At 38.2% G+C, this 11,725-nt stretch carries 10 protein-coding genes and 6 tRNA genes; 12 read left to right on the top strand and 4 right to left on the bottom strand.

Annotated elements, in window-relative coordinates; genetic code table 11:
* The first annotated feature begins 9 nt into the window (after positions 1–9).
* Both punC and cfa read left to right on the top strand, forming a co-directional pair.
* Positions 10–1,227: a purine nucleoside transporter PunC gene (punC, locus tag DK865_RS08440; RefSeq protein WP_036913212.1), complete on the top strand. Its 1,218-nt coding sequence runs from the start codon at positions 10–12 to the stop codon at positions 1,225–1,227.
* Between the two features lie 305 nt (positions 1,228–1,532).
* On the top strand, positions 1,533–2,687 hold the full coding sequence (cfa, locus tag DK865_RS08435) for a cyclopropane fatty acyl phospholipid synthase (RefSeq protein ID WP_109391658.1): 1,155 nt from the start codon (positions 1,533–1,535) through the stop codon (positions 2,685–2,687).
* A gap of 80 nt (positions 2,688–2,767) precedes the next feature.
* Here the strand turns inward: cfa and DK865_RS08430 are convergent, their stop codons facing one another.
* A complete protein-coding gene (locus DK865_RS08430) occupies positions 2,768–3,439 on the bottom strand; it encodes a riboflavin synthase (RefSeq protein ID WP_023582344.1) in 672 nt (223 codons plus the stop codon).
* Between the two features lie 313 nt (positions 3,440–3,752).
* Between DK865_RS08430 and DK865_RS08425 the strand changes: the two genes are divergently transcribed.
* The 10 genes from DK865_RS08425 to DK865_RS08380 all read left to right on the top strand — a co-directional run bounded on the left by DK865_RS08425 (position 3,753) and on the right by DK865_RS08380 (position 9,487).
* Positions 3,753–5,126 (top strand): MATE family efflux transporter, encoded by a 1,374-nt coding sequence (locus tag DK865_RS08425; protein ID WP_036913218.1) that lies wholly within the window; start codon positions 3,753–3,755, stop codon positions 5,124–5,126.
* 148 nt (positions 5,127–5,274) lie between these two features.
* Positions 5,275–5,351, top strand: a tRNA-Val gene (locus tag DK865_RS08420).
* A 29-nt stretch (positions 5,352–5,380) separates the two neighbouring features.
* Positions 5,381–5,457, top strand: a tRNA-Val gene (locus DK865_RS08415).
* Between the two features lie 29 nt (positions 5,458–5,486).
* Positions 5,487–5,563, top strand: a tRNA-Val gene (locus tag DK865_RS08410).
* Between the two features lie 29 nt (positions 5,564–5,592).
* Positions 5,593–5,669, top strand: a tRNA-Val gene (locus DK865_RS08405).
* Between the two features lie 29 nt (positions 5,670–5,698).
* A tRNA-Val gene (locus tag DK865_RS08400) sits at positions 5,699–5,775 on the top strand.
* A 29-nt stretch (positions 5,776–5,804) separates the two neighbouring features.
* Positions 5,805–5,881, top strand: a tRNA-Val gene (locus tag DK865_RS08395).
* Positions 5,882–6,348: 467 nt separating this feature from the next.
* Positions 6,349–7,761, top strand: a complete 1,413-nt coding sequence (pykF, locus tag DK865_RS08390; RefSeq protein ID WP_023582345.1) for a pyruvate kinase PykF — start codon at positions 6,349–6,351, stop codon at positions 7,759–7,761.
* Between the two features lie 162 nt (positions 7,762–7,923).
* Complete coding sequence (locus DK865_RS08385) at positions 7,924–8,982, top strand: linear amide C-N hydrolase (RefSeq protein WP_109391657.1); 1,059 nt, start codon at positions 7,924–7,926, stop codon at positions 8,980–8,982.
* Positions 8,983–9,247: 265 nt separating this feature from the next.
* Positions 9,248–9,487, top strand: coding sequence for an Lpp/OprI family alanine-zipper lipoprotein (locus DK865_RS08380; RefSeq protein ID WP_036913221.1), 240 nt, complete (start codon positions 9,248–9,250; stop codon positions 9,485–9,487).
* Between the two features lie 88 nt (positions 9,488–9,575).
* Here the strand turns inward: DK865_RS08380 and DK865_RS08375 are convergent, their stop codons facing one another.
* From DK865_RS08375 to sufE, 3 genes are all read right to left on the bottom strand, one after another.
* On the bottom strand, positions 9,576–10,100 hold the full coding sequence (locus DK865_RS08375) for a hypothetical protein (RefSeq protein WP_109391656.1): 525 nt from the start codon (positions 10,098–10,100) through the stop codon (positions 9,576–9,578).
* Positions 10,101–10,255: 155 nt separating this feature from the next.
* Positions 10,256–11,173: a L,D-transpeptidase family protein gene (locus tag DK865_RS08370; protein ID WP_023582349.1), complete on the bottom strand. Its 918-nt coding sequence runs from the start codon at positions 11,171–11,173 to the stop codon at positions 10,256–10,258.
* A gap of 116 nt (positions 11,174–11,289) precedes the next feature.
* Positions 11,290–11,718, bottom strand: a complete 429-nt coding sequence (gene sufE, locus DK865_RS08365; protein WP_023582350.1) for a cysteine desulfuration protein SufE — start codon at positions 11,716–11,718, stop codon at positions 11,290–11,292.
* Positions 11,719–11,725 lie beyond the last annotated feature (7 nt).

Here is an 11,725-nt window from a genome sequence, read left to right as displayed (position 1 = left end):
GAAAATACAATGAATTCTAAAACTTCCACACACTCAAAAACACCTATGAGCTTTATGGTGTACCTAGCGGGTTTAAGTATGCTAGGTTACTTAGCTATTGATATGTACTTACCTGCATTTGGTATGATGCAGCGTGAACTCTCTATCAGCGAAGGTGCTATTAGTAATAGCTTAAGTATCTTTTTATTTGGCTTTGCTATTGCTCAGTTACTTTGGGGACCACTTTCTGACAAAGTAGGTCGTAAACCTATTCTACTTATTGGTTTAAGCCTTTTCTCTTTAGGCTGCCTTGGTATGTTGTGGGTTGAGAGTGCAACTGGCTTACTTGCTATGCGCTTCTTACAAGCTTTCGGCGTCTGCTCGGCTGCTGTTATTTGGCAAGCGCTTGTCATCGACCGTTTTGATGAATCTCGCGCTCAGCACGTTTTTGCTTTAATTATGCCACTGGTTGCATTATCACCGGCACTTGCACCTTTAATTGGTGCATCATTATTAAATCACGGTGGCTGGCGTATGATTTTCATGTTGTTAATGGCAGTAACGTTAGTGCTAATGTTACCGACATTAATGCTAAAAAACATTAAACAGAAGTCGGTCACAGATGCAAACCAATCTTCAGCTTCCTTTATGACTTTATTAAAATCCCCTCTCTACACAGGTAACGTATTAGTTTACGCGTCTTGTAGTGCAGGTTTCTTTGCTTGGTTAGCCGGCTCGCCAATCATTCTTGAAAAAATGGGCTACTCTCCACAGGATATCGGTTTAAGTTATATTCCACAAACTATTGCATTTATGGTGGGGGGTTATGGTTGTCGTATTTTACTGTCAAAAATGACAGGTAAAACGCTGCTACCACTGTTATTAATTGGTTATGCTGTCAGTATGACTGCGTTATACCTTGTTGCTAAATTTACGGAACCGACATTAACAACTATTTTAATTCCGTTCTGTATTATGGCTGCAATGAATGGTGCATCTTATCCAATCGCGGTATCTAATGCTTTATCTGCTTACCCTGAAATCAGTGGTAAAGCGGCGGCACTACAAAATGCACTTCAACTGGGTCTTTGTAGCTTAGCCAGTTTTATTGTGTCTGCATTTATCAGTCAACAGCCTCTGATTAACACCACTGCAATTATGGCGTTAACAGCAATCCCAATGGCAGTTGGTTACTTTATTCAGCGTAATAAATCTGTTACCAAACACACGGTTCAAACCGCCGAATAACCTCCGCCTCTCTTTTAAGAATTATCTTAAAAAGGTCATTTTATAAAAAATGGCCTTTTTCTTTTCTAGAGAAAAATACTCTGCGTCTCTATACTTATCTATACGCTGTAATAGCGTTTTATTTATTTTTCTTTCGGATTTTGAGACATTAAACAGATTATTTGCTGATTATGTCAGATTAGTTGTCTTATTAATTCTATTCGTTCAATTCATACTGAACACAATACCATTTTAATACTGTCAATCTGCACACATCCTTTTTTAGCTTTATGTTTCAAAACCCGCTTAGTTTACGCGGAGAGTATATGAGTACATCTTGTGTAGAAGAAGGCCGAAAGACCTCCAACGATCCTTATAAAAAGATCGCAATAGAACTGTTAGCTCACGCTGATATTCGAGTTAATGGCTCAGAACCTTATGATATTCAGGTTCATAATCAAAATTTTTATAAAAGAGTATTACAGCAAGGCTCATTAGGTCTCGGCGAAAGTTATATGGATGGCTGGTGGGATTGTGAGCGACTGGATATATTCTTTCATAAAGTTTTACGTGCTGGTCTTGAAAATAAACTCCCACAAAATCTACGCGATATTTTCAAAATTGCGATAGCCCGTCTTTTTAATCTACAAACACAAAAACGTGCATGGATGGTCGGTAAAGAGCATTACGATCTAGGGAATGATTTATTTACTGCCATGCTTGATCCTAATATGCAATATTCCTGTGGTTACTGGAAAAATGCAGATAATTTAGCCCAAGCTCAAGAACATAAATTAGATTTAATTTGCCGAAAATTAGATTTAAAGCCAGGTATGACCTTATTAGATATTGGCTGTGGTTGGGGAGGATTGGCAGGCTATGCAGCCAAACACTTTGGCGTTTCTGTTACTGGTGTCACCATTTCTGTTGAACAACAGAAACTGGCACAAGATCGGTGCCAAGGACTTGATGTGAATATTATTTTAGAAGACTATCGTGATTTACATGAAAAATTTGATCGTATCGTTTCAGTGGGTATGTTCGAACATGTAGGACCTAAAAATTATGCAACTTATTTTGATGTGGTTCGCCATAATTTAAAGGACGATGGTCTGTTTTTACTACACACAATAGGTTCTAACCGCGATAAAGTGAATGTAGATAGCTGGATAAGCAAATATATCTTTCCTAATGGGTGCTTACCTTCTATTCAAAAAATCGCTCATGCAATGGACAGTAAATTTGTGATGGAAGATTGGCATAACTTTGGCGCTGATTACGATAAAACATTAATGGCATGGTATCAGCGTTTTTTAGCTAGTTGGCCAGATATTGAATCGAATTACACACCGCGTTTTAAGCGTATGTTTAGCTATTATCTTAATGCCTGTGCGGGTGCATTTCGTGCCAGAGATATTCAGTTATGGCAAATAGTACTCAGCCCTAAAGGCCATATTGGCGGTTTACAGATCCCTCGTTAATTATTCTTTTTATAAAAAGAGAAAAGCCAGTTTGATTGATAAACTGGCTTTTTCTTGGATTATCTTTTCAGAGCAATATATTAATTATGTGAAGCTTGCTCTTCATTTTCAATTTGTTGTGCTGCTAATAAAGCTTGTTGCTGTGCTTGTTGTGCCATAACGCGCTCTACTGTATCGACAATCGCCTGAGTTTGAGGGTCAAGTTCAATATTGACTTTATCACCAAGGCGTTTACGACCCAATGTCGTTCTATCACGAGTTTCAGGAATTAAATGGACACAAAAACGGTTATTAACTACATCGCCCACCGTTAGACTGATCCCATCAATACCAATAAACCCTTTGTGTAAAATGTACTTCATTAATGCTTTATCAAAGATACGAAACCAAATTTGTAAATTATTTTCTGATGTAATAATTTTGGCAACTTCAGCGGTTGTTACAATATGACCCGACATCACATGGCCACCAATTTCATCACCATATTTAGCCGCACGTTCAATATTGACTTCTGAACCGACTTTTAATTCGCCAAGGTTAGTTAAACGTAATGTCTCTTTCACTAAATCAAAGCTAATTTTTGTCCCTTCAATTTTAGTGACAGTTAAACAGCAACCATTATTTGCAACAGAAGCACCTGTTTCTAAATTGCCGACTAACTCGTTGGGTAATTCAATGATATGGGTACGAAAATCGCCTTTATCTTCGATAGCAATAACCCGCCCTTTTCCCTGAACAATACCTGTAAACATCTGACATCTCCTTGGGTCGATAAACTTGTAAACTCAATTTAGGTTTATGCTATTAAGGATAACATAGCTCGTATTAATGCAAAGGAACAAATATCGCATTTATTCTTTGTCGATTATTGCCGTTAAATATAACGTAAAAATACCCAATAAATTATCAAAATTCTGTGTTTGAAAAGCTAAACTTCTTTCGTTGCTAATTAAACTTTTATCATTAGAATAAGCGGTCTTGAGGATCTCTTTACGTCATTTTAACAATACGACGTTTGTTCTCTTCCTTTCTTTTCGTTTTCTTATAATAAATAAAGGTGTATGCGTGCAGAAGTACATAAGAGAAGCGCGTAGCTTACTTGCTCTCGGTATCCCCGTTATCATCGCGCAATTTTCCCAAACAGCAATGGGTGTGGTTGATACTGTCATGGCGGGTGCTGTAAATGCCACAGAAATGTCGGCGGTGGCAGTAGGTACGTCTATTTGGTTACCAACGATTTTATTAGGTCAAGGCATATTAATGGCATTAACCCCAATCGTTGCACAATTAAATGGTTCAGGACAACGAAAACACATTGCTAATCGTACACAGCAAGGGTTTTGGCTCGCCACTTTCTTATCCATCATGGTCATTGCTATTCTTTATAACAGCCGTTTTATTATTGAAGCGCAACATGATATCGAACCTGAATTAGCCGAAAAAGCCATTGGATTTATTCATGCCATTATGTGGGGTGCACCCGGTTGCCTTTATTATCAAGTGTTAAGAAGTCAATGTGAGGGATTATCCAAAACAAAACCTGGCATGATAATTGGTTTTATTGGCTTATTAATTAATATCCCTGTTAACTATGCCTTTATTTACGGTAAATTTGGTGCCCCACAATTAGGGGGGATTGGTTGTGGTGTTGCGACGGCCTCTGTTTTCTGGGCAATGTTCTTAATGATGCGTTATTACGTGCGTCGAGCACCGACACAACGTGACGTTATGCCAAAGAAACGTTTAGTAAGCCCTGATTTCCACACGATAAAACGTATTACATTTTTAGGATTACCTGTTGGTTTAGCCTTATTCTTTGAAGTAACACTGTTTGCCGTTGTGGCATTATTAGTTTCACCTTTAGGCGTTACTGCGGTTGCGAGCCATCAGATAGCACTTAACTTTAGTTCTCTAATGTTTATGTTCCCGCTTTCATTGGGAATAGCAGCGACAATCCGTGTTGGTCATAACTTAGGGCAACGTTCCACAGAACAAGCTCGTACTTCAGCGATTACAGCACTTGCGGTTGGGCTAATGTTAGCAAGTTGTACCGCCATTTTCTCTATCATCTTTAGAGAAAAAATCGCGTTAATGTATAACGATAATATTGAAGTAGTGACATTAGCTTCTCATCTTATGTTATTCGCTGCGCTTTATCAGTTATCAGATTCTGTACAGGTTATTGGCTCAGGTGTATTACGAGGTTATAAAGATACCCGCTCTATCTTCTTTATTACCTTTATTGCCTACTGGGTAATTGGGTTGCCTTCTGGTTATATATTAGGACGCACTAATTACTTTGTTGAAGCCATGGGACCTGCTGGTTTCTGGATTGGCTTTATTTTAGGTTTAACGGCCTCAGCCATTATGATGGGTTCTCGTATTTGGTGGATCCAACGTCAATCTGATGAAGTGGTGTTATTACGCTCAGAGCGTTAAAGAGAAACGGTTATTTAGGCAAGGGAATGACACAAATATCAACAAATAGCTTTAAATACGAGCAGTTGAATATAAATTTGTGTTTTTCCTCTTGCCAGAATCGAATCATCTCGTTAATATTCGTCCCCGTTGTCACCCAATAGATAATGCGTCCATAGCTCAGTTGGTTAGAGCACCACCTTGACATGGTGGGGGTCGGTGGTTCGAGTCCACTTGGACGCACCATTTATTTTTCGGCAACATCTCAATACAGTGCGTCCATAGCTCAGTTGGTTAGAGCACCACCTTGACATGGTGGGGGTCGGTGGTTCGAGTCCACTTGGACGCACCATTTATTTTTCGGCAACATCTCAATACAGTGCGTCCATAGCTCAGTTGGTTAGAGCACCACCTTGACATGGTGGGGGTCGGTGGTTCGAGTCCACTTGGACGCACCATTTATTTTTCGGCAACATCTCAATACAGTGCGTCCATAGCTCAGTTGGTTAGAGCACCACCTTGACATGGTGGGGGTCGGTGGTTCGAGTCCACTTGGACGCACCATTTATTTTTCGGCAACATCTCAATACAGTGCGTCCATAGCTCAGTTGGTTAGAGCACCACCTTGACATGGTGGGGGTCGGTGGTTCGAGTCCACTTGGACGCACCATTTATTTTTCGGCAACATCTCAATACAGTGCGTCCATAGCTCAGTTGGTTAGAGCACCACCTTGACATGGTGGGGGTCGGTGGTTCGAGTCCACTTGGACGCACCATTTCTCTTTCTCTATTTTCTTATTTTTATTCATCTTATCTACCCTACAAAATAATTAATCTAGCTTGCAATATTTTATTGCGCAACAAAACGCTTAAAAAACAAGCAGTCAGCACTGTATTTTGATCACATCACTTAAATTTACCTTTTTTCGATTTTCTTCATAGAAATTAACCTCTATAATACGAAACATAATTTTGTTGAAAGGTTTCAGCGTATTGATTTACAGGCATCTTTAGAAAACAGAACAAATGAATCGTGATAGACTATAATGAAAGATGTCTGCCAACCTTTGATACAAAATAGTGACAAGATTTTTATGATGTTGCTGAACCATTAACATGTTGCGCAACTTATCCCGTGGAGATGAGTTTGTACATCCTGTTTTGCACCGTTGATACTGTTAATAGAAAACAGCGACATTAATCCTTATTCATCCATTACAATACAACCATTAAATAGACTGCCATGAAAAAGACAAAAATTGTTTGCACCATCGGGCCAAAAACCGAATCTGAAGAAAAACTGAATCAATTACTGGACGCAGGCATGAACGTTATGCGTCTAAACTTCTCTCACGGTGACTATGAAGAGCATGGCAACCGTATCAAAAATCTGCGTAACGTTTGCGCAAAAACAGGCAAAAAAGCCGCTATCTTATTAGATACTAAAGGTCCAGAAATCCGTACCATCAAATTAGAAGGTGGTAATGATGTTGCTTTAGTTGCTGGTCAAACTTTCACATTCACTACAGACAAAACTGTTGTGGGTAACAAAGATCGCGTTGCTGTCACTTACGAAGGTTTCGCGAAAGACTTGACTGTTGGTAACACCGTGTTAGTTGATGATGGTCTTATCGGCATGAAAGTAACTGCTGTCACTGATACAGAAGTTGTTTGTGAAGTTTTAAACAACGGTGATCTAGGTGAAAACAAAGGTGTTAACTTACCTGGCGTGTCTATCGGCTTACCAGCATTAGCTGAAAAAGATAAACAAGATCTTATCTTTGGTTGCGAACAAGGTGTTGATTTCGTTGCGGCATCATTTATTCGTAAACGTTCTGACGTTGAAGAAATGCGTGCTCATTTAAATGCACACGGCGGCGAAAACATTATGATCATCTCTAAAATTGAAAACCAAGAAGGTTTAAACAATTTTGATGAGATTTTAGAAGCCTCTGACGGCATCATGGTTGCTCGTGGTGACTTAGGTGTTGAGATCCCAGTTGAAGAAGTTATCTTCGCACAAAAAATGATGATCGAAAAATGTAACGCTGCGCGTAAAGTGGTTATCACTGCAACGCAAATGTTAGATTCAATGATCAAAAACCCACGCCCTACTCGTGCTGAAGCGGGTGACGTTGCGAATGCTATCTTAGATGGTACTGATGCTGTTATGTTGTCAGGTGAAAGTGCGAAAGGTAAATACCCAGTAGAAGCTGTGACTATCATGGCAACTATCTGTGATCGTACAGATCGTATCATGCAATCTCGCCTTGATTACAAACAAACTGCTGCAAAATTACGTGTAACTGAAGCAGTTTGTCGCGGTGCGGTAGAAATGGCTGAAAACTTAGATGCCCCTCTGATTGTTGTTGCAACCTTCGGTGGTAAATCAGCGCGTTCTATCCGTAAATATTTCCCAACCGCACCTATCTTAGCATTAACAAACAACGAAGAAACAGCTCGTCAGTTACTCTTAGTTAAAGGTGTAACAACACAATTAGTTAACGAAATCGCTTCTACTGACGACTTCTACCGTATCGGTAAAGAAGCGGCATTAGCAAGTGGTTTAGCTCATGCTGGTGAGCGTGTTGTGATGGTGACAGGTGCCCTAGTTGATAGCGGTACAACAAATACTTCATCTGTTCACGTTCTATAATTTAATAGTACGTCAATAGCTAAAGCGCCACGGTTATCGTGGCGTTTTTTTTCTCTTCCCCTATTTTCTTTTATTCTGCTGAATTTTCCTCTCTTACTGTCCTTATTTCTTCTATGCTTTTAATAAACTATTTTATATATGTAAGTAAAATAAGGATGTAAAATGTCTGATGACACAATAAATACCCATGCTTTTGCCTGTACTACCCTTGCGATTAAAGATAAGAAAAATCGTATTTATCATGGTAGAACAATGGAATTTTCAGTAGACAAACCTGCCTCGATATTTGCATATTATCCTAAAGCTCATACTTTCCAACAAAATGCCCCCGATGGTACCCCGGGATTAAAATATGCCGTTAAATACCCTTTTATCGCCATTACAGCACCCATTAATTTAGAAGGAACAAAAGACGTACTTGAAGGAGTCAATACAGAAGGACTTTCTTTTAGTTTGAACATGCTTCCTGATTCAAAACTCAATGATATTAGCCCTGAAAATTACGCAACCTCCGTGCCTATCGCCGCAATTGGTGAATGGGCTTTAGCACAATACGCAACCGTTGAAGAATTAAAACAAAACATCCCTAAAACAGCATTTTGGTCGCAAAAGTTATTTCTATTACACAATTTACCCAGCCCCTTCCATTATGCTTTTTATGATAAAACGGGAGCCTGCATTGTTGTTGAAGTTTCAGAAGGGAAATTGCATATTTATGATAATCCAACTTATTGCATGACTAATGGCCCCTTATTTCCATGGCATCTGACCAACTTAAATAATTACACTCATCTTTCTAATATTAATATTTCCACCAGCACACTGGGTAATATTAAGATAAAACAACCTGATAGTGGAATTGCGTTAGCAACATTGCCTAGCGCTGATACTTCTGTTGATAGATTTATTCGTGCTGTCTATTACACAACGTATTATCACCAAGTTTTTGATCAGGACACACAACTTGTTGAACTGGCACATATTATGAACCGTTTTGATCGCCCTAAAAATTCTACCATCGATCCTTTACTGGGTCATAACACATTAAAAGCGCTTCATACAAGCGAGTTTTCAGTATGGACAACACTCACCGATTTAGAACGAGGGATACTCTTCTTTAGAGGATATAACGATCTCAACTTCCAAAAATTTACACTTGAATCGTTTAAAAATGAGGTAGAACCCATTTTCATAAAAGTAAATTTAGGTGGTACTTTATAGCGATAAAGATAAGTAACAATAAAACAATACAAATAAAATGTTTTTCTATCAGACTATTATGAATAAAAATCTTTTGTGAAATAACACGCATTTTTTGTACTGAAAATTTGCGTTTTAGGTGCTATTTTTCCTATTGTTCAACTAATGGTTCAGTAGAATGCGGTAAATAAATCCAGCATTTTCCTATATATGTGCCATACTTATTAATGGTTTCATATAAATGCTACTTGTTCCTTTACACAAACTAATAATAGAGGTTGTAACTATGAAAGCGAAACTTGTACTAGGTGCGGTAATTCTGGCTTCAGGCTTATTAGCAGGTTGTTCTTCTAGTAATAATGCACAATTAGATCAAATCTCTTCTGATGTAAGCCGCCTAAATACCCAGGTTCAGCAACTAAGTGGTGATGTGCAATCTGCTCGCGCTGAAGCTAAATCAGCTTACGACGAAGCAGCGCGTGCAAATCAGCGTTTAGATAACCAAGTCACTACTTATAAAAAGTAATTTGACTCACTGATAAGCTCAAAAGCTTTAGATAAGCATTAATCGCAAAGCCCTAACATTGTTAGGGCTTTGGTTTTTTATAAGGTTATTAATTATTGTGAAGTTTATCAATACCCAGGGCTTTTATACGCTCATTTAAATTAAAATTAGTCGCTAAGTGCGAATTGTTTTTGATATTTTTATCAGCTTGAATAGATATCTGACTAAATGTATCCCTAATTTTATCAACACTTTTTTGTTGAGTTATTGTTAGTACAGAATACTCAATATCACTTACTTTTTTAAATTCATTATCTAGAATATTAAACAGCTCAGTCACTGACTTTGAAGATTTTGTGTAAGAGACTCTAGAGCTCGCCATATCAGGCAAAACCTCTATTTCAATTAACTCATATTTCCTCGATCCCTCTTTGGGAATGACTCGTTGAAGGATCTCATTGCACATTAATTGAATATTTTCACTTTTTAGCTTTTTATCTCCACATAAAAACGTTTTGCAGCTATTTTCCACCTGAGATAAATTATTAAATAGTCTCTCTAAACCATCCCCCACACTAGAAGTGATATTATTATTTCTCTTTATCGTATGTTCATTACTAACTGAAACTCTCATTAAAATACCTTACTATCAATAGAAAACATTTTGATAGTAAGGCATTTTTAACGCTATAGATTTTATAAAGAAGTCTTTTGTTATTTTTGTGAAACTCAAAACAAAACAGGTGCCTGAAGCACCTATTTTATTTTTGATCATATCATCCAAACTGACTAGTAAGCTGTAACCTCTACAGGAATGCCAGAACGTCGAATTATTTCAGCATCGACTTTATCTTTATTGACTTTGCCACTTTCATACCAAGCATTAAATTGCTTAGTAAAAGTTAATGGCATGGTTTGTGGATCGTCATCTTCATTGCGTGATAGTGGTTGATGAACTTCAATAAACTGTCTACCGTCTGCAGTTTCAGTAAATTTAATCGGTTTATTGATTACCTGAACTCGACTTCCTTTAGGCACCACATTAAATAATGTCTCAATATCATTTGGTCTTAAACGGATACAGCCAGAACTCACTCTTAAGCCAATACCAAAATCAGCATTAGTACCATGAATAAGGTATTCACCTCGGCTATGCGCCAATCTTAAAGCATATGCTCCCATTGGATTTTCAGGACCAGCAGGAACGACAGCTGGTAGTGTGATCCCTTTAGCCGCATAGTTTTTGCGAATATTCGCCGTCGGTGTCCAAGTTGGATCTTTAATTAATTGAGAAATCGATGTCACCATTTCAGGGGTTTCTCGCCCTAATTGACCAATTCCAATCGGGTAAACATCAACTGTGCCACCTTCTTTGGGGTAATAATATAGGCGCAATTCTGCAAGATTGATAACAATGCCTTTTCGCACCGTGTCAGGCAAGATCATCTGTAATGGAATAGTTAATGTTTTACCCGCATCCGGTAAAAGAGGATCAATACCAGGATTCGCTTCCATCATATTAAGCAATCCCACTTGGTATTCAGACGCAATAGCCTCTAGTGAACGTTTATCATCGGGAACTATATATGAAAAATTTTCACCAATAATACGCTGGTCATCAGCAGGTAGTAGATATTCTGTCGCATAAGATAAGTGACTACTCATCCCTAACAGCGATACTCCCAAAAGAGTTAACCATTTTTTCATCGTTTATCCCGTGTGTTAGAAATAAAATAAACTGACTATTATGATGATAACATTATCATTGTTATGCTTTCATATAATAAGTCAGTTTAGAACATTAATGCGGGATTAGGTAACATTTATGCTACAGCGTATTCTGAAAAACGCTTAATGAGCGTCGTAACCATCGCATGTAACCCCTGCGTACGAGAAGGTGTTAAGTGGCTTTCTAATGCTAATGATGAAAAATAATGTTTTACATCCGTCGCGAAAGCTTGCTCAATTGTTTTACCTTGAAATAAGATAATCACTAAAGCAACAAGCCCTTTCACAATACCGGCATCACTATCGCCAGCCAGTACCAGTTGTTTATTCTCATCAAGAGAAACTGCAATCCATACTTGGCTTTGGCAACCTTCAATAAAGTTAGCTGAATTGCGCTGTTCATCTGTTAACGACGGAAGACGCTCACCTAATTCCATCATATAAAGATAACGTTGTTCCCAATCTTGGCAACGAGAAAAATTGCGTAATAATTTTGCTTCATCTGGCAAATTGGCAACTGCCATGAATAAC

Source organism: Proteus cibi, from assembly GCF_003144405.1.
In the GTDB taxonomy this organism is placed as follows: Bacteria; Pseudomonadota; Gammaproteobacteria; order Enterobacterales; family Enterobacteriaceae; genus Proteus; species Proteus cibi.
This window is presented reverse-complemented; position numbering and strand designations above follow the sequence as displayed.